This is a genomic window from Variovorax sp. PDC80 (assembly GCF_900115375.1).
GTDB lineage: Bacteria > Pseudomonadota > Gammaproteobacteria > Burkholderiales > Burkholderiaceae_C > Variovorax.
The window spans coordinates 20,757-44,026 of record NZ_FOWG01000013.1 but is presented as its reverse complement, the minus strand read 5'-3'; the positions used below and the strand labels follow the sequence as shown (position 1 = coordinate 44,026).

Below are 23,270 nucleotides of genomic sequence, written 5' to 3'. Positions count from 1 at the left end.
CACAAGGTGTGAAGAAACCGTAGCGAGCGCCCCGAGGTCGCGCCGAGGACCGGAGCCGTACTCTGTACGGTGAGGACCGCAGGTGCGAGATCGGGGCGCGCAGTAGGTTTATTCACACCTTGTCAGCCCATCGTCGAGTAGCCGCCGTCGACCGGGATCGACACGCCGGTCACGTAGTCGGCCGCGGGGCTCGCGAGGAACACGGCCGTGCCCGCGATGTCGGCCGGCCGGCCCCAGCGGCCCGCCGCCGTGCGCGCGACCACGCGCTCGTAGAGGCCCGCGACCTGGGCGCGCGCGCCGTCGGTCATCTCGGTCTGGAACCAGCCCGGCAGAATCGCGTTGACCTGGATGTTGTCGGCCGCCCACGAGAGCGCGGTCGACTTGGTGAGCTGCACCACGCCGGCCTTGCTCGCGGCATAGGCGGGCGAATAGGCGGCGCCGAAGATCGACATCATCGAGCCGACGTTGACGATCTTGCCGCCGCCGCCGCGCTTCATGTGCGGATGCGCTGCGCGGCTCACGAGGAAGGCGCTGGTGAGGTTGGTCTGGAGCACGAGGTTCCACTCGTCCAGCGTGAGCTGGTCCACCGGCTTGCGCACGGTGGTGCCGGCGTTGTTGACCAGGATGTCGAGCCGGCCGCAGCGCGCGGCCACGTCGTCGACCGCCTGCTGCACCGAGGCCTCGTCGGCGACGTCGATGGCGACCGCGAAGCTGTCGCTGCCGAGCGCCTTCAGCGTCTCGACCGCGGCGGCCGATTTCTCGGGGTTGCGCGCGGCGATCACCACGCGCGCGCCGGCCTGCGCCAGGCCCTGGGCCATGCCGAGGCCCAGGCCGCCGTTGCCGCCGGTGACCAGCGCGACCTTGCCGCCGAGGTCGAACATCAGGCGGCCGCCGCCGGCACCGGCTTCTTCGCGACCAGCGTCAGGATGTCGTAGCTCGCGACCAGCTCGCCGTCCTGGTTCGTCACCTCGACGTCCCAGGCCACCACGCCCTGGCCCTGGCCGTTGGCGTCCTTGCGGTTGCGGTCGATCTTGCGCTTGCAGGTCAGGCGCGCGCGGATGGTGTCGCCGATGCCCACGGGCTTGACGAAGCGCAGCGTGTCGAGGCCGTAGTTGGCCAGCACCGGGCCGGGCGCGGGCGAGACGAACAGGCCGGCGGCCGCCGACAGCACGAAGTAGCCGTGCGCGATGCGCTTGCCGAACGGCGACTCCTTGGCCGCGATCTCGTCGAAGTGCATGTAGAAGTAGTCGCCCGACAGGCCGCCGAAGGCCACGATGTCGGCCTCGCTCACGGTGCGGCGGTGCGTCAGCAGCGAGTCGCCGATGCGCAGGTCCTCGAAGTGGCTGCGGAACGGATGCACCTCGCTCTCGCGCACCTTGGCGCCGCGCACGTGCTCGCCGGTGACGGCCGCCAGCATGGTGGGCGAACCCTGCAGCGCGGCGCGCTGCAGGTAGTGCTTGACGGCGCGCAGGCCGCCGAGCTCCTCGCCGCCGCCCGCGCGTCCCGGGCCGCCGTGCTTGAGCGGCGGCAGCGGCGAGCCGTGGCCGGTCGATTCGGCGGCGGCCTCGCGGTCGAGCACCAGCAGCCGGCCGTGCCAGGCCGCGGCGACGGGGATCGCCTTGGCGGCGGTGGCGGGATCGCGCGTGACCAGCGTGCCGACCAGGCTGCCGCGGCCGCGCGCGGCCAGCGCCAGCGCCTCGTCGATGCCCTCGTAGGGCATCAGCGTGCTGACCGGGCCGAAGGCCTCGATGTCGTGCACCGCGTCGTGCTCGAGCGGCTTGCGGCTCAACAGCAGCGTGGGCGCGAAGAAGGCGCCCTCGGCCGTGCCCTCGCCCACGGGTGAGAAGCCGTCGCCGCCGCCGTACACCAGCTCGGCGCCCTTGCGCAGCTCGGCCACGCGCTCGGCCACGTCGGCCTGCTGCGCATGCGAGGCCAGCGCGCCCATGCGCACCTCCTCGCGCGAGGGATCGCCCACCACCGTCTTGGCCAGCCGCGCGCGCAGGCGCTCGGCCACGGCGTCGAGATGCTGGCGCGGCACGATGGCGCGGCGGATGGCGGTGCACTTCTGGCCGGCCTTCACCGTCATCTCGCGCGCCACCTCCTTCACGAACAGGTCGAACTCCTCGTCGTCGGGCGTGACGTCGGGCGCGAGGATCGCGCAGTTGAGCGAGTCGGCCTCGGCGTTGAACGGGATCGACTGGCGCACCAGGTTCGGATGCACGCGCAGCTTGGCGGCGGTGTCGGCCGAGCCGGTGAATGTCACGACGTCGGGGCCCTCGAGGCGGTCGAGCAGGTCGCCCGTGCCGCCGATGACCAGCTGCAGGCTGCCCTCGGGCAGGATGCCCGACTGCACGATCAGCCGCACCACCGCCTCGGTGAGGTAGCTGGTGGCGGTGGCCGGCTTGCCGATGCAGGGCATGCCCGCGAGGAAGCTGGGCGCGAACTTCTCGAGCAGGCCCCAGACCGGGAAGTTGAAGGCGTTGATGTGCACCGCCACGCCGCCGCGCGGCACCAGGATGTGGGTGCCCGCGAAGCCGCCCTTCTTGCCCAGCGGGAAGGCCGGGCCCTCGTGCACCAGGTTGCCCGAGGGCAGCTCGTTGCTGCCGATGCCCGCGTAGGCCGCCAGCGTGCCGGCGCCGCCCTCGATGTCGACCCAGCCGTCGGCGCGCGTCGCGCCGGTGTGGGCCGAGACGGCGTAGAGCGTTTCCTTGTGGGCGGCGATGTACTTGGCCAGTGCCTTGAGGCGTTCGGCGCGCTGCTGGAAGTCGAGCGCCATCAGCGCCGGGATGCCGACGCGGCGCGCATGGGCCAGCGCCTCGGCGAAGTCGATCGCCTCGGCGTGGGTGCTGGCGATGGCCTGGCCGTTGACGGCGCTGCGCAGCGACTGCGCGGCCTCGCGGCCGATCCAGCGGCCGGCGATGTAGCTTTGGAGGGTGGTGCTCATGGTGCTGGGTCCTTTGCTATCTCTGTGTTGGGCCTTCCCCTGCGGGGGAAGGTCGGGATGGGTGCAGCCCCGGAGCTCGAGGCTGCGCGGAGGTCGAGGCCGTCGTGCCCCCACCCCGGCCCTCCCCCGGCGGGGGAGGGAGGCATTCGTCAGTGGGCGTCGTCCTTCTTGCCGATGCCCAGGTAGGTATCGATGATCCGCTGGTCGTGCAGCAGCTCGCGCGCCGGGCCCTCGAGCGCCACGGCGCCCATCTCGAGCACGTAGGCGCGGTCGGCCACCTGCAGCGCGGCGCGCGCGTTCTGCTCCACCAGCAGCACCGACACGCCGTGCTTGCGCAGCTGCGCCACCACGCGCAGCACCTCGCGCACCACCAGCGGCGCGAGGCCCAGCGAGGGCTCGTCGAGCATCAGCAGGCGCGGGCGCGCCATCAGCGCGCGGCCGATGGCCAGCATCTGGCGTTCGCCGCCCGAGAGCGTGGAGGCCATCTGCGGCCGGCGCTCCTTCAGGCGCGGGAAGATCTCGAAGATCTCGTCCATGCGCGCGCGCTGGTCGCGCTTGCCCTTGCGCCACTGGTAGAAGCCGCCGAGCAGCAGGTTGTCTTCCACCGACATCTCGCCGAACAGCTCGCGCCGCTCGGGCACCAGCGCCACGCCGCGCGCGACCATGGCCTCGACGCCGGGGCGCGCGATGCGCTCGCCCTGCAGCGACAGGCTGCCGGTGGAGGGCAGCAGGCCCATCGCCGCGCACAGCAGCGTGGTCTTGCCGGCGCCGTTCGGGCCGATCACGGTGACGATCTCGCCTTCGTTCACGTGCAGGCGCGCGCTGTGCACCGCCTCCACCTCGCGGTAGGCGACGCAGAAGCCGTCGAGTTGAAGCAGGGGTTGGCTCATCGCGATGCGTCCTCGAGCAGTTCGTCGTCGGCGCCGCCGAGGTAGGCCTCGAGCACGCGCGGGTTGGCCTGCACTTCGGCGGGCGAGCCGGTGGCGATCACGGTGCCGAACTCGAGCACGGTGATGCGGTCGGCGAGGTTCATCACGAACTCCATGTCGTGTTCCACCACCAGGATGCCGAGGCCTTCGGCGCGCAGCTGGCCGAGCAGCTCGGACAGCGCGCGCTTCTCGAGGTGGCGCAGGCCGGCCGCGGGCTCGTCGAGCAGCAGCACCGAGGGCTGGCCCGCGAGCGCGCGCGCGATCTCGACCACGCGCTGCTGGCCCAGCGAGAGCGAGGCCGCGGGCGTGTCGGCATGCGCGCCGAGGCCGCAGCGTTCGATCTGGCGCCGTGCCTCGGCCATCAGCGCGGCTTCCTCCGCGCGGTCCAGCCGCAGCATCGCCGAGACCCAGCCGCGTTTGGCGCGCAGGTGGGCGCCGAGCGCCACGTTCTCGATCACGCTGCGCTGGCCGAGCAGCCGCACGTGCTGGAAGGTGCGGCCCAGGCCCAGCGAGGCGAAGGCGCGCGAGGGCTTGCCCGACATCGGCTGGCCGACCAGCCGCACCTCGCCGGTGGTGGGATCGTCCACGCCCGAGATCATGTTGAAGAAGGTGCTCTTGCCGGCGCCGTTGGGGCCGATCAGCGCGTGCACCTCGCCGGCCTTCAGGGTCATCGAGATGTCGTTGTTGGCCACCAGCCCGCCGAAGCGCTTGCTCACGCCGTCGGCCTGCAGCAGCAGGCTGCCCGTGGCCGGCAGCGCGCGCTGCGCGAGCTGCTCGGTGCTCGAGACGGCCGGGCCGGCGCCGGCGGCGCGCGGCAGCTCGCGCACCCAGCGGCGCGACAACCGCGCCAGCGTGGGCCACAGGCCGTCGGCGAAGCGCTGCAGCACGAACAGCATCAGCAGGCCGAACACCACCACCTCGAAGTTGCCGCTGGTGCCCAGCAGCGCGGGCAGGATGTCCTGCAGCTTCTCCTTCAGCAGCGTGATCAGCGTGGCGCCGAGCACCGCGCCCCAGAGATGGCCCGCGCCGCCGACCACCGCCATGAACAGCATCTCGATGCCGATGTTGAGGTTGAACGGCGTGGGGTTCACGAAGCGCTGCATGTGGGCATAGAGCCAGCCCGAGATCGCGGCCAGCAGCGCGGCCAGCACGAACAGCTTGATGCGGTGGCGCGCGGTGTCCACGCCCATCGACTCGGCCATCAGCCGGCCGCCCTTGAGCGCGCGGATGGCGCGGCCCTCGCGCGAGTCGAGCAGGTTGTGCATGGCCCACAGCGCGAGCAGCAGCACGGCCCAGATCACCACGCCCAGCATGCGCGGGGTGGCGAAGGAGACGCCCGCGATCACCAGCGGCGGAATGCCGGTGATGCCGGTCTGGCCGCCGAGGAACTCCATGTTGCCGAGCAGGAAGTACAGGCTCAGGCCCCAGGCGATGGTGCACAGCGGCAGGTAGTGGCCCGAGAGCTTGAGCGTGACCGCGCCGAGCGCCCAGGCCAGCGCGAAGGTCAGCACCAGCCCGAGCAGCAGGCCGAGCCAGGGCACCAGCGCGGAACCCGCGAGGCCGCCGAGCCAGCCGGCCGCGGTCGGCGAGGTGCAGATCCAGGCCGTGGCATAGGCGCCCATGCCGACGAAGGCGGCCTGGCCGAAGGAGGTCATGCCGCCGACGCCGGTCAGCAGCACCAGGCCCACGGCCACCAGCGCATAGAGGCCGATGTTGCTGAGCACGGTGACGGTGAAGGGCGGCAGCCAGCCCCAGGCCAGCGCGAGTGCGACGATGAAGACGAGCGTGAGCACGCGCGGCGTGACGAGCGGACGGCCCTCGGGCACGGCGTTGGCGGGAGAAGAAGCCACAGGGGTCGATGAAGACGGGTTCATTCCTCGTCCTCCACGTGATGGCTGCGCAGCGAACGCCACCACAGCACCGGGATGATCAAAGTGAAGACCAGCACTTCCTTGTACGCGCTGGCCCAGAAGGAGGAGAAGGCCTCGAGCAGGCCCACCAGCAGCGCGCCCGCGAGCGCCAGCGGATAGCTCGCGAGCCCGCCGACGATGGCGGCCACGAAGCCCTTGAGGCCGATCAGGAAGCCGGTGTCGTAGTAGACCGTGGTGATCGGCGCGATCAGCAGGCCCGACACCGCGCCGATGACGGCCGCGAGCGCGAAGCTCAGGTCGCCCGAGAGCTCGGTGGGAATGCCCGACAGCCGTGCGCCCACGCGGTTGATGGCGGTGGCGCGCAGCGCCTTGCCGATCATCGAGCGGCCGAAGAACCAGAACATCGCGATCACCAGCACCAGCGTGACGCCGACCACCACCAGCGACTGGCCGGTGACGGGAATGCCGCCGAGGTCGAGGCGCAGCTCGGAGAACGCGCTGGTGCGCGAGCCCTCGGCGCCGAAGAAGAACAGCCCGAGGCCGATCAGCACGCCGTGCAGCGCCACCGAGACGATCAGGAGCATCAGCACGCTGGCATCGGCCAGCGGGCGGTAGGCGAGGCGGTAGAGCAGCGGGCCCAGCGGCGCGATCAGCACCAGCACGGTGAGCGCCTGCGTCGCGAGCGAGGTGGGCTTGAGCACCAGCACCAGCGCGGCGGCCACCGCGGGGAAGGCCACGCACCAGGTCAGCGCCGAGCGCCAGTCGACCGTGGCGCCGCGCTTCCAGCGCCAGGCCTCGATCGCCAGCACGGCCAGCGCCAGCGCCAGCAGCAGCCACAGCGTGGACGGCGCGCGGCCGCCCTGCAGCGCGGCCATCGACAGCGCGCCGAAGGCGACGAACTCGCCCTGCGGGATGAAGATCACGCGCGTGACCGAAAACACCAGCACCAACGCGAGCGCCATCAGTCCGTAGACCGCGCCGTTCACGATGCCGTCCTGCCCGAGCAGCAGGGCGATCTGCAAATCCATACGACCAACTTTCCTTCAGAAGACCAGGGGCGAGAGAAAAACCGTGCCCCTCTTGCAGGAACACCGCGGGCCGGTGGCGCCGGCCCGCGGTGTCCGTCGTTCAGCCCCGTGCGATCAGGGTTGGAATTTCCAGGCGCCGTTCTCGATCTTGACCATCACGCGCGCGCGCTGGTCCAGGCCCAGGTGGTCGCTCGCGCTCATGGTGAACACGCCGTGCGCGCCCGCCACGTCCTTGGTCTGCTCGAGCGCGTCGCGCAGCGCGGCGCGGAACTCGGGCGTGCCCGGCTGGGCCTTCTTGAGCGCGACCGGCACGGCCGAGCTCATGAGCAGGCCGGCGTCCCAGGCGTGCGCGCCGAAGGTCGAGACCGAGCCCTTGCCGTAGGCGGCTTCATAGGCGGCCACGTAGGCGAGCGCGGACTTCTTCACCGGGTGGCCGGCGGGCAGCTGGTCGGCCACCAGCACCGGGCCGGCCGGCAGGAAGGTGCCTTCCACGTCCTTGCCGCCCACGCGCAGGAAGTCGGCGTTGGCCACGCCGTGCGTCTGGTACATCTTGCCGGTGTAGCCGCGCTCCTTGAGCGTCTTCTGCGGCAGCGCGGCCGGCGTGCCGGAGCCGGCGACCAGCACCGCGTCGGGCTTGGCGGCCATGATCTTCAGCGCCTGGCCGGTGACCGAGGTGTCGGTGCGCGCATAGCGCTCGTTGGCCACGACCTTGATCTTCTTGAGTTCGGCGGCCTTGGCGAATTCCTGCGACCAGCCTTCGCCGTAGGCGTCGGAGAAGCCGATGAAGGCGACGCTCTTCACGCCGTTGGCGGCCATGTGCTCGGCGATGGCCAGCGACATCATGATGTCGTTCTGCGGCGTCTTGAAGACCCACTTCTTCTTGGCGTCCATCGGCTCGATGATGCGGGCCGAGGCGGCCACCGAGATCATCGGCGTCTGCGCCTCGCTGGCCACGTCGATCATCGCGAGCGAGGCCGGCGTGGTGGTCGAGCCCAGGATCACGTCGACCTTGTTCTCGGCGATCAGCTTGCGCGTGTTGTTGACGGCGGCCGTGGTGTCGGAGGCGTCGTCGAGCACGATGTAGTTGATCTTCTGGCCGCCGATGGTCTTGGGCATCAGCGAGATCGTGTTCTTCTCGGGGATGCCCAGCGAAGCCGCCGGGCCGGTGGCCGAGATGGTCACGCCGACGTTGACGTCGGCCCAGGCCGACAGGGCCGTGGCGCACAGGGCGGCGATCAGCAGGGGCTTGAAGAATTTCATGGTTGGCTTGTCTCCGGGTTGAAAATCGATTGAGGCCTGAAGTATCTCCGGTGCAGCTGTCTTTTTCAGGGCACCCGTGGAACCGGCTTTGCCGGGCCACCGGGTGCGCCCCCTTGAGGGGGGATCCGAAGCGACACGAAGTGCGCGGAGATTCGGGGGTGGGTTCATTCTTCAGCGCTCGTCGAACGAGAGCGTGACGCGTTCGGTAAGGGGGTGGGCCTGGCAGGTCAATACGAAGCCCGCGGCCACTTCATTCTTGTCGAGCGCGAAGTTTCTTTCCATGCGGACTTCCCCGTCCACGCACTTGGCGCGGCAGGTGCCGCACACGCCCGAGGTGCACGAGAACGGCACCTCGAGGCCGGCCGCCGAGGCCGCGTCGAGGATGCTGGGCTGGCCTTCGGTGTAGGTGATCTCGCGCTGCAGGCCGTCGCGCACGATGGTCACGCGCGCGCGCTTGGCGTCGCCGGGCAGGGCCTCGTGCACCACGGCGCCGACCTGGGCGGTCGAGCTCGCCGAGGGTAGCGCGACGCCGAAGCGCTCGATGTGGATGCGTTCCTCGGGCACGCCCGCGGCCAGCAGCGCGGCCTCGGCCTCGTCGTTCATCTGGAACGGGCCGCAGATGTAGACGTGGTCGATGCTGCCCGCCGGCACCAGGCCCTGCAGGAACTCGCCGATCTTCTCGCGGTTCATCACGCCGAAGCCCAGCGGCGAATCGGTGTGCTCGTCGGAGAACACGTGCTGCAGCACCAGGCGCGTCATGTAGCGGTTCTTCAGGTCCTCGATCTCTTCCTTGAACATCGTGGACTGGAGCTGGCGGTTGCCGTAGATCAGCGTGAAGCGGCTCTTCGGCTCGCGCGCCAGCACGGTCTTCATGATCGACAGGATCGGCGTGATGCCGCTGCCACCCGCGATGCCGACGTGGTGGCGCGCGGACTCGCCCTCGATCGGCACGAAGAAGCGGCCTTGCGGCGCCATCACCTGGATCGAGTCGCCGGGCTTGAGGTGGGCGTTGATCCAGTTGGAGAACTGGCCGCCGCGCACCTTGCGCACGCCCACGCGCAGCTCGCCGTCGTCGACGCCGGCGCAGATCGAATAGGAACGGCGCAGGTCCTGGCCGTCGATCTCGTTGCGCAGGGTCAGGTACTGGCCCTGCGTGAAGCCGAAGACTTCGCGCAGCGTCTCGGGGACCTCGAAGGAGACGATGACGGCCTCGGGCGTGTCGGGCTCGATGGCCTTCACGCGCAGGGGGTGGAACAGGGTACTCATCGGCGTGGGGCCTAGATCGGCTTGAAATGTTCGAAGGGTTCGCGGCAGGCGAGGCAGCGGTACAGCGCCTTGCAGGCGGTGGAGCCGAAGGCCGACAGCCGCTCGGTGCGCTCGCTCGCGCAGCGCGGGCAGGCGATGCGCTCGCCGGCGAGGCGGCCGAACAGGCGGATCGGCACCGCGGTGCCGGCGGCCTGCTCGGGCGTGAGGTGGGCGGGCGGGGCGATGCCGTAGGCCTTGAGCTTCGCGCGGCCCTCGTCGCTGATCCAGTCGCTGGTCCAGGCCGGCGCGCGGCGCAGGGTGGCGCGCGCGGGGCCGAGGCCGGCGCGCTCGATCGCGGCCAGCACGTCGTGCTCGATGGCCTCGGTCGCGGGGCAGCCCGAATAGGTCGGCGTCAGCACCACCTCGAGGCCGTCGTCGTGCTCGATCACGTCGCGCACGATGCCGAGGTCGCAGACCGACACGGCCGGCACCTCGGGGTCGGGCACCGAGTGCAGCACCTCCCAGGCGGCGTCGATGCGCGAGGCGGCCATGGTGTCGGCAGTCACCACACGCCCCCGGGGAAGGCGCGCTGCAGGTGCTGCATCTCGGCCAGCACGAAGCCCATGTGCTCGCTGTGCACGCCCTGCTTGCCGGTGCTGCGGAACTTGGCCTCGGCCGGCGCGGCCAGGCCGGCGGCGTCGAGCACCTGCTGCATCTCGGCGAACCACGGTTCGCGCAGTTCGTTCCAGGCCGGGCCCAGGCCGCTGGCGCTGGCCTCGCGGTCGACGGCGTCGGCCTCGAACAGCTCGGGCATGTAGAGCCAGGCCTGCTTGAGCGCGGCCTCGGTGCGGCGGCGCGATTCCTCGGTGCCGTCGCCCAGGCGCACCACCCAGTCGGCCGAATGCTGCTGGTGGTAGCGCGCTTCCTTCAGCGCCTTGCCGGCGATGGCGGCCACTTCCTCGTCGCTCGAGCTCGCCAGCCGTTGCCACAGCAGCTTGAGCAGGGTGGCGATCATGGTGTTGCGCACCACCGAGAAGGCGAAGTCGCCGCGCGGCAGCTCGACCAGCGTGAGGTTGAAGTAGTCGCGCTCCTCGCGCAGGTAGGCGAGCTGGTCCTCGTCGTGCTCGCGGCCGGCGCCTTCCAGCTTGCCGGCATGGGTGAGCAGCGCGCGCGCCTGGCCCACGAGGTCGAGCGCGATGTTGGCCATCGCGATGTCCTCCTCGAGCACGGGCGCGTGGCCGCACCACTCGCCCAGGCGCTGGGCCAGCACCAGGCAGGTGTCGCCGATGCGCAGCAGGTACTGCACGGCGGGCGTGCGGTTCAGTTCGATCGATGCTTGCATGGCCGGCCGCTCACATGTGGTCGACGGACTTGGGCAGCGCGTAGAAGGTCGGGTGGCGGTAGACCTTGTCCTCGGCGGGATCGAAGTACATGTCCTTGTCGCCCGGATCGCTCGCGACGATCTGCTCGGAGCGCACCACCCAGATGCTGCAGCCTTCCTGGCGCCGCGTGTAGACGTCGCGCGCCATCTGGATCGCCATCTTCGAGTCGGCGGCATGCAGGCTGCCGCAATGCTTGTGGTCCAGGCCGGCCTTGCTGCGCACGAACACTTCCCACAGGGGCCATTCTTGTTTCTGTTCGACGGTCATGCCGCCTCCTTCATCGGTTGCTTGTTGGCATGGGCGAGTGCGGCTTCGCGCACCCAGGCGCCGTCTTCCCAGGCGTCGACACGGGCCTGCAGGCGTTCGCGGTTGCAGGGGCCGTCGCCGCCGATCACGCGCCAGAACTCGCTCCAGTCGATGGTGCCGAAGTCGTGCGCCTGGCGCTCCTCGTTCCACTTGAGGTCGGGGTCGGGCAGGGTCACGCCGAGGATGGCCGCCTGCTCGACGGTGGCGTCGATGAACTTCTGGCGCAGCTCGTCGTTGCTGAAGCGCTTGATGCCCCAGCGCATCGACTGCGCCGAGTTGGGCGACTGGTCGTCGGGCGGGCCGAACATCATGATCGAGGGCCACCACCAGCGGTTGACCGCGTCCTGCACCATCGCCTTCTGCGCGTCCGTGCCGTGGGTCATCATGGTCAGCAGCGCCTCGTAGCCCTGGCGCTGGTGGAAGCTCTCCTCGCGGCAGATGCGGATCATGGCGCGCGCATAGGGCGCGTAGGAGCAGCGGCAGATCGGCACCTGGTTCATGATGGCCGCGCCATCGACCAGCCAGCCGATGGTGCCCATGTCGGCCCAGGTCAGCGTGGGGTAGTTGAAGATCGAGCTGTACTTGGCCTTGCCGGTGTGCAGCGCGTCGAACATCTGGTCGCGCGAGGTGCCCAGCGTCTCGGCGGCGGCATAGAGGTAGAGGCCGTGGCCGCCCTCGTCCTGCACCTTGGCCAGCAGGATCGCCTTGCGCTTGAGCGTGGGCGCGCGGCTGATCCAGTTGCCCTCGGGCAGCATGCCGACGATCTCCGAGTGCGCGTGCTGGCTGATCTGCCGCACCAGCGTCTTGCGGTAGTGATCGGGCATCCAGTCCTTGGCCTCGATGAAGTCGCCGGCGTCGATGCGCGCGTCGAAGCGTTCCTCGAGCCGCAACTCGTCGGCCGAGCGCAGGGCCTTCTTGCCGTCGCCGGCGTCCTTGCCCATGGTGTCCATGGCTTGTGTGTACATCGCGGTTCTCCTTGAGAGGTGAAGAGGTCGTCGATCGGTGGTCAGTAGCTCAGCTGCTTCGTGGACTGCGCCCGGCGGTCCACGTCGGCCGGTGTCAGGGCCTCGCTCTTGCAGCCGAAATCCTTGAACAGCGCCATCTGGTCGGCGTAATGGGGCGACTTGCGGCCGTCGGGTGCGACGAAGCCGCTCTGGCCCGGCGGGGCGGCGGTGCACAGCACGACGCCCTTGGCGCCGAGCACCACCTTGTCGTTCTGCGTGCCGCGGTTCATGTAGCTCGGCAGGGTCAGCTGCTCGTCGGCCCCGGCCTGCGGCGCGCCGATGAAGTTGCTGGTGAGGAACACATGCTTCGTCACTGGCGTGCGCCACTTGGCGGTGTCGCTGCCGTAGCGCTTGTCGAGCTCGGCCACGGCCTGCGCGAGCGTGGCGCGCAGCACGGCGTTCCTGTCCTCGCCGTTGAAGAAGTCGTAGCGCTGCGGCACGCCGGCCTTCGGGCCGAGCAGCGCGTTGTAGACCAGCTTCAGGCCGTTGCCCGGGCGGATGCTGGCCACCTGCGTCTCGCCGGCATAGCCGGTGCCCGCGTAGGCCGCGAACACCTCGGGCGGCAGGTCGTCGGCCAGCACCTTGCGGTAGAGGATCGGCAGCCACGCCGTCATGAGCGTGGTGGCCGGGCTGTCGTAGACGCCGCGCTCGGCCGGGTCCTCGTTGAGCATGTTCCAGTCCGCCAGCAGCTGGGCCGCGCGGCGCGCCGGGTCGGCGGCCGGCAGGCCGCGCGTCGCCTCGAGGGCGAAGGGCACGAGGTAGCGCGCGTTGGTGTCGGCGTAGGCGGTGGTGCGGTTGAGCGCCCAGAGTTCGTCGGGCGTGAGCCGGGGCTTGGCCTCGAGCCGCGCCGTGAACTCGCGCACCCGGTCGACCACCGAGTAGTTGCCGCCGTCGCTGACCGCGCCCGGCGCCGACTGGTTGTTCCAGTTGGCGACGTAGCCCTGCGCCGGGTTGAAGGTCTTCGGGTCCTCGCTGAACGGGCGGATGCCGAGCCATTCCATCGAGCCGTCGCCCACGGCGGGCAAGCGGATGTCCTGCGTGGCCGGGCGGATCGGCAGCCGGCCCGGCGAGACGTAGCCGATGTTGCCGGCGGTGTCGGCGTAGTACCAGTTGATGGTGATGGCCACGCGCGAGGCCTGCGCCAGCCACTGCTCCCAGTTCTGCGCGCGCATCGCGTGGATCCAGCCCAGCAGCGACTCGAGCTCGTAGCCGTCCCAGCTGCGCTTCATCGAATACGCGGTGCCGTTGGGCAGGTCGAAGTTGGTCACGGTGCCGTGCACGGTGGCGTAGACGTCCAGGCTCTGGTCGGGCTGGCCCTTGACCTTGATGAGCTCGGTGCGCTTGCTCATGGCGCGCATCGCGCCGTTGAAGCGGTACTGATACTGGTTGGCCGGGTCCAGCTTCTCCTGGTACATGTCGTTCACGTCGAGCGGGCCGGCGGTGGCGCCCCAGGCGATTTTGCCGTTGGTGCCGAACAGCACCACGGGATGCGCGAACGGCGTGTTGCCGGTCACGTCGAAGCCGGCGCCGTGCAGGCCGATGCCGAACACGTACGAGGGATTGAACCAGTTGAACTGCGGACCGTTGATGAAGACGGTGCTGCCGTCGGTGGTCTTGTTCGGGCCGGCGATCCAGAGGTTGCTGGCGATCGGGCGGGTCCAGGGCTCGGCCACGCCGCGCTGCGCGGCATCGATCTCGTTGCGCGCGACCAGCAGCTCGGGCGAGACCGGCGCCAGCGCCGCGCGATGGGCGGCGTGCGCGTCGTCGGCGGCGCCTCGGGCCACGGCCTTGGGACGCGGCACGGTGGTGGGCGCGAGCGGGTCTTCCACCCAGCGGATCTGGTCGAACAACTGGCGGCCGGCCTCGTCGCCGCGCGCCTTGCGCAACTGCTCGAGCAGGCGCAGGTTGGCGAGCTCGCTGCTCACGTTGGAGTAGCGGTTGGCCATGGTGCCGACCCAGATCATCGCCACGTCGTAACCGCTCCAGTCGGCCTTCGGTCGGAAGCCGGCATCGGCGAACTGCTTGGGCAGCAGGGTGGCCGGCGCGGCCAGCACTTCGTTGACGCGCGCATTGAAGCCGGCGGCATAGCCGTCGAAGATGGCCTTGTCGTCGCTCGACAGGCGCGCCATCTGCGCGCGGATCGAGGCGGGATCGAAGCTGGCGCGGCTGCCCTTGTCGAGCGCGACATAGGCCGGGCCCATCACTTCGGCGACGGTGCCCAGCACGGCGCGGCGCGCCATCTCCATCTGGAACAGGCGGTCTTCCGCGACGGCATAGCCGAAGCCGTGGAACAGGCCGCGCACGTCGTTGGCATAGACGTGCGGCACGCCGTAGTCGTCGCGCTTGATCGTGACCTTGCCGGCCGGGGGCATGACCGCGCCGGTGACCGGGGCGGTGGAGTTGGCGGCGCAGCCGGCCAGCGCCACCAGGGCACAGGCGAGGGCGATCGATCGGAAATTCAGTGTCATCGGTGGCGGTTCGGGGGAAAGCGGCGGCGCCTCAGCGCGGGCGGTTGTCGACGACGCGCCGGGCCTTGCCGGTCTGCGTGCGTTCCATCTCGTTCGGGGCATGCACCACCACGCGGGTGGAGATGCCGACCAGCGTCTTCACGCGGTGCTGCACCCAGCCGGCGATGGCCGCGCGGTCGGCCGCGGCGGCTTCGTTCGGCGCGAGCTCGCAGTGCACCTCGACCTGGTCGAGCAGGCCTTCGCGGCTCACGTGCACCTGGTAGAGGCCGGTGAGGGCGCCGTGCGCGAGCACGATCTCTTCCACTTGCGTGGGGAACACGTTCACGCCGCGGATGATCATCATGTCGTCGCTGCGCCCGACGATCTTGCCCATGCGGCGGAAGGCGCGCGAGGTGGGCGGCAACAGGCGCGTGAGGTCGCGCGTGCGGTAGCGGATGATCGGCATCGCTTCCTTGCTCAGCGAGGTGAAGACCAGTTCGCCTTCCTCGCCGTCGGCCTTCAGCTCGCCGGTCTCGGGATCGATGATCTCGGGATAGAAGTGGTCCTCCCAGATCACCGGGCCGTCCTTGCTCTCCACGCATTCGCTGGCCACGCCCGGGCCCATGACTTCGCTCAGGCCGTAGATGTCGACCGCGTCGATGCCGGCCTTGGCCTCGATGTCGCGGCGCATGGCCTCGGTCCAGGGCTCGGCGCCGAAGATGCCGATGCGCAGCGAGCTGTCCTTGGCGTCCAGGCCCAGGCGCTCGAACTGCTCGATGATCACCTGCATGTAGCTCGGCGTGACCATGATGATGTCGGGCCGGAAGTCCTGGATCAGCTGTACCTGCTTCTCGGTCTGGCCGCCCGACATCGGGACCACGGTGCAGCCCGCGCGCTCGGCGCCGTAGTGCGCGCCCAGGCCGCCGGTGAACAGGCCGTAGCCGTAGGCGATGTGGATCAGGTCGCCGGCGCGGCCGCCCGCGGCGCGGATCGAGCGCGCGACCAGGTCGGCCCAGGTGTCGATGTCCTTCTTCGTGTAGCCCACCACGGTCGGCTTGCCGGTGGTGCCCGACGAGGCGTGGATGCGCGCCACCTGCTGGCGCGGCACCGCGAACATGCCGAAGGGGTAGTTGTCGCGCAGGTCGCTCTTGACCGTGAACGGGAATTTCGCGAGGTCGGCCAGCGTCTTGAGGTCACCCGGCTGCACGCCCTTGGCGTCGAAGGCCTGGCGGTAGTGCGGCACGTTGTCGTAGGCGCGCTGCAGCGTGTCGCGCAGGCGCTGCACCTGCAGCGCGGTGATCTCGTCGCGGCTCGCGGTCTCGATCGGTTCGAGATCGCCGGGGGCGGGGCGGGGTGCTGGCATGACGGGGTCCTCGTTTTTTTCGTTCGGTTCAGGCCGCGACGGCGGGGCGGCCCTTGGCGGTGTAGGAGCGGCCGCGGAAGATCGCGACGCGCTCGCCGCGCTGGTTGGTGATCTCGGTGTCGTAGACGCCGGTGCGGCCGGCCTTCGAGACCTCGAAGCAGCGCGCGGTCAGCAGGTCGCCTTCGCGCGCGGGCGCGATGAAGTCGATCGCGAAGCCCGAGGCCACGGTCAGCTCGTTGTAGGAGTTGCAGGCGAAGGCGAAGGTGGAATCGGCCAGCGTGGCCATGAAGCCGCCGTGGCAGATCGCATGGCCGTTGAGCATGTCGGGGCGCACGCGCATCTCGATCGTGGCCTGGCCGGGGCCGACCTCCACGATGCGCATGCCCAGGCCCTTGGAGGCGTTGTCGTTGGCGAACATGCCGTCGCGCACGTATTCGGCGGTCTGTTGCGGGGTGCGTTCGGTGCTCATGGCTCAGCGGTCCTTGAAGACGGGGGCGCGCTTGGCGCGGAAGGCCTCGACACCTTCGCGGTAGTCGTTGGCGGCACCGAGCTCGCGCTGCAGGCGAGCCTCCTCGGCCAGTGCGGTGTCGAGGTCCATGGTCTGCGCGGCATTCATCGCGGCGCGCGTGGCGACCAGGGCGCGCGACGGCATGGCGGCGAGCCGGCCCGCGAGCGCGGCGGCGGTGTCGGCCAGCGCGGCGTCGTCCACCACCTGCCAGATCAGGCCGATGCGCGCGGCTTCCTCGGCCGGCAGCTTGTCGCCGAGCATCGCGATGCCCAGCGCGCGCGCCGGGCCCACGAGCCGCGGCAGCAGCCAGGTGCCGCCGGTATCGGGCACCAGGCCGATCTTGGTGAAGGCCTGAATGAAGCTGGCCGAGCGCGCGGCGAGCACCAGGTCGCAGCACAGCGCGAGGTTGGCGCCGGCGCCGGCGGCCACGCCGTTGACCGCGGCCACCACGGGCACGGGCATGGTGCGGATGCGCTTGACCAGCGGGCCGTAGAGCTTCTCGATGACATGGCCCAGGTCCTTGGGCGTGGCGCCGGGGCTGGTGTCGGGCGCGACCATCGGGTCGGCGAGGTCCTGGCCGGCGCAGAAGGCGCGGCCGGCGCCGGTCAGCACCACGCAGCGCACGTCGGCATCGGCGGCGGCCGCTTCGAGCGCCGCCAGCAGTTCGGCGTGCAGTTCGCTCGTGAAGCTGTTGAGCGCCGCGGGGCGGTTGAGGCTCAGTGTGCGGACGGCGCCGGCATTGCCGACGAGGACCAGGGGTTCCGACATGGGCTTGTCTCTCATCTGTGGGGGGGATGACTTCGGGTCAATTACTATTGACCGACCGTTCGGTAGATTTTAGGATGGCGAACGAATCCGGCACAAGTCCAAAGCATTCAGGGAAAACCCTGAATCGCGAGACGAAGGACCGGCACCCCACAGGAGACCGCACCCATGCCCAGCTACGCCATCGACGGCGTGATCCCCGTCGTCGACCCCACCGCCTACGTGCATCCGTCCGCCGTGCTGATCGGCGACGTGATCGTGGGCCCGAACTGCTATGTCGGCCCCTGCGCCAGCCTGCGCGGCGATTTCGGCCGCATCGTGCTGGAGGAGGGCTCGAACCTGCAGGACAACTGCTGCGTGCACGGCTTTCCCGACAACGACACGGTGATCGAGGTCAATGGCCACATCGGCCATGGCGCGATCCTGCACAGCTGCGTGGTGCGGCGCGACGCCATGGTGGGCATGAACGCGGTGGTGATGGACGAGGCCGAGATCGGCGAGAAAGCCATCGTGGCCGCCAGCGCCTTCGTGCCGGCCGGCATGAAGGTGCCGCCGCGCACGCTGGTGGCGGGCATGCCCGCGCGCGTGAAGCGTGAACTGAGCGAGGCCGAGATCGCGTGGAAGCTCGAGGGCACGCAGGTCTACCAGGCGCTCGCGGTGCGCAGCCTCGCGACGATGCGCGAGGTCGAGCCGCTGGCGCAGGTCGAGGCCGGGCGGCCGCGGCTGCCGGCGATCGACGTCAAGCCGCTGATTGCGACCAAGCGCAGCTAGGATCGCGCGCTGCCCGTCACACCCTCTCAACGCCAGAACAGAAAGAACACCGATGCCCAGAGGAAGATCCGCCAGCTACGACGACCAGCGCGAGCTCATCCTCGAGCGGGCCGCGCGGCTGTTCGCGCGCCAGGGTTACCCGGCCACCTCGATGAACCAGGTGGCCGAGGCCTGCAATCTCTCGAAGGCCACGCTCTACCACTACTACAAGGACAAGCGCAGCCTGCTGATCAGCATCGCCGAGACGCACGTCTCCAAGCTGGCGGCGCTGGTGGCCGAGGAGGAGGCCTCGACGCAGACCGACGAGGAGCGGCTGCGGCGCTTCATCTACCGCATCGTCGAGGAGTACGCGGGCGCCCAGGACGCGCACCGTGTGCTGACCGACGACGTGCGCTTCCTCGAGGAGGAGGACCGCGAGCGCGTGCTCGACAAGGAGCGCGAGGTGGTCGCGGGCTTCGCGCGCGCGGTGGCCGCGCTGCGCCCGGGCACGCCGAGCGACGACCTCGCCAAGCCGCTGACCATGCTGCTGTTCGGCATGATCAACTGGATGTTCACCTGGATGAAGCCCGGCGGCCAGCTCGACCATGCCTCGATCGCGCCGGTGGTGGCCGACCTGTTCCTCGGCGGCATCGGTGCCGTGAAGGCGCCGCCGGCACGCGCGAAGAAGAAGCCGAAGCCGGCGGCCTGAGGGCGCGGAACTTCAGCGCGCCGCGCCGGCGTAGCGCGCGGCCGGCGTGCCGTTCTGCGAGGCGCCGAAGAGTTGGGCACGCGCGTCGTCGTAGGCCGCGAACAGCGGCGCGTAGTCGTCCACCGAGGGCATGGTGATCGGCTCGCCGAGGTCGAGGCCGGCGATGGCGGCATCGACGCAGTGCTCGGCCGTCATCACGTGCGCGGGATCGAGGTTCGTGACCGGCACGCCCGACAGCTCCCAGATGTCGGTGGCGGTGGCCGCGGGCAGCACCAGCTGCACGCGCACGCCGCTGCCCGCCACTTCCTCCTGCAGGCCGCGCGTGAAGTTCAGCACGAAGCCCTTGGTGCCGCTGTAGATGCTGCTGATCGGCAGCGTGTGGAAGCCCAGCACCGAGCCGATGTTGATCAGCGTGCCGCGGTCGCGCGCCTTGAAGCCCGCGAGCGCCACCAGGCTCAGCCGCGCCAGCGCGGTGACGTTGACGTCGATCATCGACTGCGCTGAGGCGGGCGCGGTCGCGAGCACCGGCGCCAGCGTGGAGGTGCCGGCGTTGTTGACCAGCAGCGTGATCGAGGCATCGGCGGCGATGGCCTGCGCCACGCGCTCGAGGTCGGCGGCGGCGCCGAGGTCGGCCACCAGGGTGTTGACCGTCACGCCGTACTGGCTGCGCAGCGCCTTGGCGGCTTCGTCGAGGCGGTCGCCGCGGCGCGCCACCAGCAGCAGGTCGTGGCCGCGGCGCGCCAGCCGGTCGGCGAAGAGCCGGCCCAGGCCGGCGGAGGCGCCGGTCACCACCGCGGTGCCGGGGTGGGCGGAGGTGTTGTTCGCTTGATCGCTCATGTCGTTCTCCAGAAAGAAATCGGGGTGCCCGCGCGGTCGGCGACCGCTTCCAAAGGCTCTTCGTCGTTAAGCATGATGGTGATCATGTTTGACGGTGCGAAGCATGATGCCTATCATGAATAGCGTCAACCAGGGTCTGGAAGTACCCGGAAAGAGGATGAGGTCACATGCGATACCCCGCAGCGGAAACCGCCGAAAAGCATCAGAAGATCCTGGGCGAGGCCTCGCGCCTGTTCCGCGAGCGCGGCTTCGGCGGCGTCAGCGTGAGCGAGATCATGAAGGCCACGGGCCTCACGCACGGCCCGTTCTACAACCACTTCGACTCGAAGGAAGCGCTGATGGCCGAGTGCGTCGACCATGCGTCGGCGCATTCGCTCGCCGACCTCGACGCCGCCACCCGGCTGCCCAACGGCATGGTCGACTACGTGCGCGCCTACCTCAGCGTGTCGCACCGCGATGCGCCCGGCGACGGCTGCCTGCTCGCGGCCTTCTCGGCCCAGACGGCGCAGAAGCAGGTCACCGCGCCTTCGCTCACCGCGCACATGAAAGCGAGCATCGAGCGCTTCGCGAAGTTCTTTCCCTGGCGTACGCGCAAGAACGCCGATGCGCGCGGCGACGCGATCCGCGCGGTGGCGGCGATGACCGGCGCTCTGGTGCTGGCGCGCGCGATGAACGACGAGGCGCTGTCCGAGGAGATCCTGCGCGAGGTGCTCGCGGGGATCGAGGGAATGGCGAAGGCCTGAGAGGGCGCCGCCCTAGAGAATCCGGTTGAACCAGAGCAGCGAGAGCCCGGCCGACAGCAGCGTGAGCACCGCGGCGCCGAGCGCGAACAGCGCCGAGATCTCGGTTTCCTTCTTCTCGACCGTGAGCCGCGAGCTCAGCGTCTCGTAGACCTTCTTCAGGTCGGCGGCGGTGCCGGCATAGAAGTAGTCGGCCTGGGTCTTGCTGGCGACGGCCTTGAGGGTTTCCTCGTCGAGCCGCACGCGCATCGACCAGCCTTCGAAGCCGATGGTCTCGCCGTCGACCGTGCCGATGCCCACGGTGTAGATGCGCACGCCGCGGTCGGCCGCGGCCTTGGCCGCGTCGAGCGGATCGACGCCGGTGGTGCGCTGGCCGTCGGTCAGCATGATGATCGCGGCCGAGGTGAAGGAGCCCGGCGCGACCGGCGTGAACTCCTTGGCCGGCTTGTCGGCCTGGTCGATGGCCACGCCGCGCTGGCGGCTCGGTGCGCTGAACTGCGAGACGTCGATGCCGGCCTCGGGGAACAGGGTGGCGAGCGACACCACGATGGCATTGCCGGTGGCCGTGGCGCGCTGCAGCTGGAAGCTGTCGATCGCGGTCACGAGGTCGTCGTGGTTGGTGGTGGGCAGCTGTGCCACCTGCGCGCTGCCCGCGAAGGCGACGATGCCGACCTTCACGTTGCGCGGCAGGTCCTTGATGAAGCTCTTGGCGGCATCCTGCGCCGCCACCAGCCGGTTCGGCAGCACGTCGGCGGCGCGCATGCTGCCCGAGACGTCCATCGCGAGGATGATGGTCTGCTGGTTCGACGGCAGCATCACCACCGCCATCGGCCGCGCGGCCGCCACCAGCATCGCGGCCAGCGCGAGCAGGAACAGGAACGGCGGCACATGGCGCCGGATGCTCTGGCCGGTGCCCATTGCCTCGCGCACGATCGAGAGGCTGGCGTAGCGCACCGCGAGCTTCTTCTTGCGGCGCAGCAGCCACAGGTAGAGCAGCACCAGCAGCGGCAGCGCCAGCAGCAGCCAGAGGAATTGGGGCCAGAGGAAGGTCACGGCGAAATCCTCGCGCTCGTCGTCGCCAACGTCAACTCGATATACCCGGTAATCGTCATGCGGCCACCGCCTTTACTCGCGCCGCGCCCGAGCTGCGCACGCGCCGCTTGCGCATGTCGGCGAAGCGCACGATCGCCTCGACCAGGTCGTCGGCGGTCGACAGCTCCAGCGTGTCGACCCCGGCACGGGCCAGCGCGCCGCGCAGCGCATCCTCGCGCTCGCGGGCGATGCGCGCGAAGCGGCGGCGAAAGCCCGCATCGTGGGTATCGACCCAGAGCTGCTCGCCGGTCTCGGCGTCGCGCAGCGGCACCAGGCCCAGGTCGGGCATGTCGAGCTCGAGCGGGTCGAACAGGCGCACGGCCACCACCTCGTGGCGCTGCACCAGCTGGCCCAGCGGCTTCTCCCAGCCGGGCTCGCTCAAAAAGTCGGACACCACGAACACGGTCGAGCGGCGCGGCATCAGGGTGGCGGCCGACTTCAGCAGGTCGTCGAGCCGGGTCATGCCCTTCTGCGGTGGCGCCTTGTCGGCCTGGTCGGCGCGGCGCTCCATCGCATGCAGCAGGTGCAGCACATGGCGCCGGCCGCTACGCGGCGGGATCACGGCCTCGAGGTCGTGGCCGTAGACCAGCGCGCCGACGCGGTTGCCGTGGCGCGTGAGCAGGCGCGCCAGCACGCCGACGAAGCCGGCCGAGATCTCGCGCTTGGCCTTCAGGCCCGAGCCGAAGTCGACCGAGCGGCTCAGGTCGAGCACGAACCAGGCCGACATCTCGCGGTCCTCGGTGAAGACGCGCACATGCGGCGTCTGCAGCCGCGCCGTGACGTTCCAGTCGATGTGGCGCACGTCGTCGTGCAACTGGTATTCGCGCAGGTCGGCCAGATCGAGGCCGGTGCCGCGCATCAGCGTGCGGTAGTCGCCCTGCAGCAGGCCGTCGAGGCGGCGGATCACGGTCCATTCGAGGCGGCGCAGCGCGCGCTCGGCGCCGCCCGCCTCGAGCGCGGGGCGTTCGTCGTTCGCGGCGGCCTCGGGGGCCTTGCGCCACCAGCTTTTCTTCATGGCGGGTCGTGTGGGGTGATCCGGGTTCAGGCGGCGAGCTTCTCGTGCTCGAGCGGCTTCGGCGGCGCGGGCACCGCACGCATGATCTTCTCGATCAGGCCGTCGGGCGTCAGGCCCTCGGACAGGCCCTCGTAGGACAGCGTCACGCGGTGGCGCAGCACGTCGGGCACCAGCGCGGTCATGTCCTCGGGCAGCGCGTAGCTGCGCCCGCGCAGCAGCGCCAGGGCGCGCGCGCCCTCGGTCAGGCTGATGCTCGCGCGCGGGCTGGCGCCGAAGGTGATGAAGCGGCCCATGTCCTTGAGCCCGTGCCTGTCGGGCGTGCGCGTGGCCGAGACCAGCTTCACCGCGTACTGGATCAGGGAGGGATCGACGTACACGCGCCGCGCCTCGGCCTGCAGCGCCGCGAGCTGTTCGGTGGTGGCGACCGGCACGGCCTCGACCGGCGGGCCGATCACGCGCTGCACGATCACGAACTCCTCCTCGTCGGTCGGGTAGTCGACCAGCACCTTCATCATGAAGCGGTCGACCTGGGCCTCGGGCAGCGGATAGGTGCCCTCGGTCTCGATCGGGTTCTGCGTCGCCATCACGAGGAAGGGGCGCGGCACCTTGTGCGTCTCGCCCGCGATCGTGACCTGGCGCTCCTGCATCACCTCGAGCAGCGCGCTCTGCACCTTGGCCGGCGCGCGGTTGATTTCGTCGGCCAGCAGCAGGTTGGCGAACACCGGGCCCAGCGAGGTGCTGAAGTCGCCGGTCTTCTGGTTGTAGATGCGCGTGCCCACGAGGTCGGAGGGCACCAGGTCGGGCGTGAACTGGATGCGCTTGAACTGGCCCTGCACGGTGTCGGCCAGCGTCTTCACGGTCAGCGTCTTCGCGAGGCCCGGCACGCCTTCGACCAGCAGGTGGCCGCCCGCGAGCATCGCGACCATCACGCGCTCGAGGAAGCGGTCCTGGCCCACCACCACGCGCTTCACCTGGTAGAGGATCTGCTCCATCAGCTCGGCGGTGCTGGCGGGCGTGGCGAAGGAGGAGGTCTCGGTGCTGCTCATTCGGGGCTCTTTCTGGGTCGAAAAAAGGA

The 23,270-nt window shown here is 70.1% G+C and carries 22 protein-coding genes; 3 read left to right on the top strand and 19 right to left on the bottom strand.

The features are described 5' to 3' along the window. Positions 1–122 precede the first annotated feature (122 nt). The 15 genes from BM109_RS31285 to BM109_RS31215 form a co-directional block, all read right to left on the bottom strand. Entirely contained in the window at positions 123–881 is a 759-nt protein-coding gene (locus tag BM109_RS31285) for an SDR family NAD(P)-dependent oxidoreductase (protein WP_093351783.1), read from the bottom strand. After that, positions 881–2,944 (bottom strand): phenylacetic acid degradation bifunctional protein PaaZ, encoded by a 2,064-nt coding sequence (gene paaZ, locus BM109_RS31280; protein WP_093351780.1) that lies wholly within the window; start codon positions 2,942–2,944, stop codon positions 881–883. Before paaZ ends, BM109_RS31285 begins: the two co-directional genes overlap by 1 nt. 149 nt (positions 2,945–3,093) lie before the next feature. Then, positions 3,094–3,834, bottom strand: coding sequence for an ABC transporter ATP-binding protein (locus BM109_RS31275; RefSeq protein ID WP_093351777.1), 741 nt, complete (start codon positions 3,832–3,834; stop codon positions 3,094–3,096). Further along, positions 3,831–5,747, bottom strand: a complete 1,917-nt coding sequence (locus tag BM109_RS31270) for a branched-chain amino acid ABC transporter ATP-binding protein/permease (RefSeq protein ID WP_093351775.1) — start codon at positions 5,745–5,747, stop codon at positions 3,831–3,833. Before BM109_RS31270 ends, BM109_RS31275 begins: the two co-directional genes overlap by 4 nt. Next, positions 5,744–6,772: a branched-chain amino acid ABC transporter permease gene (locus tag BM109_RS31265; RefSeq protein WP_093351772.1), complete on the bottom strand. Its 1,029-nt coding sequence runs from the start codon at positions 6,770–6,772 to the stop codon at positions 5,744–5,746. Before BM109_RS31265 ends, BM109_RS31270 begins: the two co-directional genes overlap by 4 nt. Before the next feature lie 114 nt (positions 6,773–6,886). Beyond that, positions 6,887–8,032, bottom strand: coding sequence for an ABC transporter substrate-binding protein (locus BM109_RS31260; protein ID WP_093351770.1), 1,146 nt, complete (start codon positions 8,030–8,032; stop codon positions 6,887–6,889). 171 nt (positions 8,033–8,203) lie between these two features. After that, positions 8,204–9,298: a 1,2-phenylacetyl-CoA epoxidase subunit PaaE gene (gene paaE / locus BM109_RS31255; protein WP_093351767.1), complete on the bottom strand. Its 1,095-nt coding sequence runs from the start codon at positions 9,296–9,298 to the stop codon at positions 8,204–8,206. 11 nt (positions 9,299–9,309) lie between these two features. After that, a complete protein-coding gene (paaD, locus tag BM109_RS31250) occupies positions 9,310–9,828 on the bottom strand; it encodes a 1,2-phenylacetyl-CoA epoxidase subunit PaaD (RefSeq protein WP_093352182.1) in 519 nt (172 codons plus the stop codon). Positions 9,829–9,839: 11 nt separating this feature from the next. Next, positions 9,840–10,619, bottom strand: a complete 780-nt coding sequence (gene paaC, locus BM109_RS31245; protein ID WP_093351765.1) for a 1,2-phenylacetyl-CoA epoxidase subunit PaaC — start codon at positions 10,617–10,619, stop codon at positions 9,840–9,842. Positions 10,620–10,629: 10 nt separating this feature from the next. Next, the gene (paaB, locus tag BM109_RS31240; RefSeq protein ID WP_057593738.1) at positions 10,630–10,926 is read right to left on the bottom strand and encodes a 1,2-phenylacetyl-CoA epoxidase subunit PaaB; all 297 of its coding nucleotides are present in this window, start codon (positions 10,924–10,926) and stop codon (positions 10,630–10,632) included. Further along, positions 10,923–11,930, bottom strand: coding sequence for a 1,2-phenylacetyl-CoA epoxidase subunit PaaA (gene paaA, locus BM109_RS31235; protein ID WP_057593739.1), 1,008 nt, complete (start codon positions 11,928–11,930; stop codon positions 10,923–10,925). Before paaA ends, paaB begins: the two co-directional genes overlap by 4 nt. Positions 11,931–11,971: 41 nt before the next feature. After that, positions 11,972–14,437 carry a penicillin acylase family protein gene (locus BM109_RS31230; RefSeq protein ID WP_093351763.1) on the bottom strand — a complete coding sequence of 822 codons (2,466 nt, stop codon included), beginning with the start codon at positions 14,435–14,437 and terminating at the stop codon, positions 11,972–11,974. 31 nt (positions 14,438–14,468) lie between these two features. Further along, on the bottom strand, positions 14,469–15,779 hold the full coding sequence (gene paaK, locus BM109_RS31225; RefSeq protein WP_093351760.1) for a phenylacetate--CoA ligase PaaK: 1,311 nt from the start codon (positions 15,777–15,779) through the stop codon (positions 14,469–14,471). 28 nt (positions 15,780–15,807) lie between these two features. Next, positions 15,808–16,248, bottom strand: a complete 441-nt coding sequence (gene paaI / locus BM109_RS31220; RefSeq protein ID WP_057593742.1) for a hydroxyphenylacetyl-CoA thioesterase PaaI — start codon at positions 16,246–16,248, stop codon at positions 15,808–15,810. 3 nt (positions 16,249–16,251) lie between these two features. Then, positions 16,252–17,055 carry an enoyl-CoA hydratase-related protein gene (locus BM109_RS31215; RefSeq protein ID WP_093351757.1) on the bottom strand — a complete coding sequence of 268 codons (804 nt, stop codon included), beginning with the start codon at positions 17,053–17,055 and terminating at the stop codon, positions 16,252–16,254. A gap of 165 nt (positions 17,056–17,220) precedes the next feature. On the opposite strand from BM109_RS31215, the gene BM109_RS31210 reads away from it, so the two are divergent. Together BM109_RS31210 and BM109_RS31205 are read left to right on the top strand one after the other, a co-directional pair. Beyond that, complete coding sequence (locus tag BM109_RS31210) at positions 17,221–17,823, top strand: phenylacetic acid degradation protein PaaY (protein WP_093351755.1); 603 nt, start codon at positions 17,221–17,223, stop codon at positions 17,821–17,823. A 52-nt stretch (positions 17,824–17,875) separates the two neighbouring features. Next, positions 17,876–18,511 carry a TetR/AcrR family transcriptional regulator gene (locus BM109_RS31205; RefSeq protein ID WP_093351752.1) on the top strand — a complete coding sequence of 212 codons (636 nt, stop codon included), beginning with the start codon at positions 17,876–17,878 and terminating at the stop codon, positions 18,509–18,511. A 12-nt stretch (positions 18,512–18,523) separates the two neighbouring features. Here the strand turns inward: BM109_RS31205 and BM109_RS31200 are convergent, their stop codons facing one another. Continuing rightward, the gene (locus tag BM109_RS31200) at positions 18,524–19,348 is read right to left on the bottom strand and encodes an SDR family NAD(P)-dependent oxidoreductase (protein ID WP_093351749.1); all 825 of its coding nucleotides are present in this window, start codon (positions 19,346–19,348) and stop codon (positions 18,524–18,526) included. A gap of 167 nt (positions 19,349–19,515) precedes the next feature. Here BM109_RS31200 and BM109_RS31195 point away from each other — a divergent pair, with 167 nt between their 5' ends. Beyond that, on the top strand, positions 19,516–20,091 hold the full coding sequence (locus tag BM109_RS31195; protein ID WP_093351747.1) for a TetR/AcrR family transcriptional regulator: 576 nt from the start codon (positions 19,516–19,518) through the stop codon (positions 20,089–20,091). A gap of 12 nt (positions 20,092–20,103) precedes the next feature. Here BM109_RS31195 and BM109_RS31190 read toward each other — a convergent pair whose 3' ends face one another. Genes BM109_RS31190 through BM109_RS31180 form a run of 3 tightly spaced genes read right to left on the bottom strand, consistent with a single transcriptional unit; the run spans position 20,104 to position 23,241 of the window. Next, the gene (locus BM109_RS31190) at positions 20,104–21,141 is read right to left on the bottom strand and encodes a VWA domain-containing protein (RefSeq protein ID WP_093351744.1); all 1,038 of its coding nucleotides are present in this window, start codon (positions 21,139–21,141) and stop codon (positions 20,104–20,106) included. Between the two features lie 55 nt (positions 21,142–21,196). Next, positions 21,197–22,195: a DUF58 domain-containing protein gene (locus tag BM109_RS31185; RefSeq protein WP_093351742.1), complete on the bottom strand. Its 999-nt coding sequence runs from the start codon at positions 22,193–22,195 to the stop codon at positions 21,197–21,199. Between the two features lie 26 nt (positions 22,196–22,221). Continuing rightward, positions 22,222–23,241, bottom strand: a complete 1,020-nt coding sequence (locus tag BM109_RS31180) for an AAA family ATPase (RefSeq protein ID WP_093351739.1) — start codon at positions 23,239–23,241, stop codon at positions 22,222–22,224. Positions 23,242–23,270: the final 29 nt, after the last annotated feature.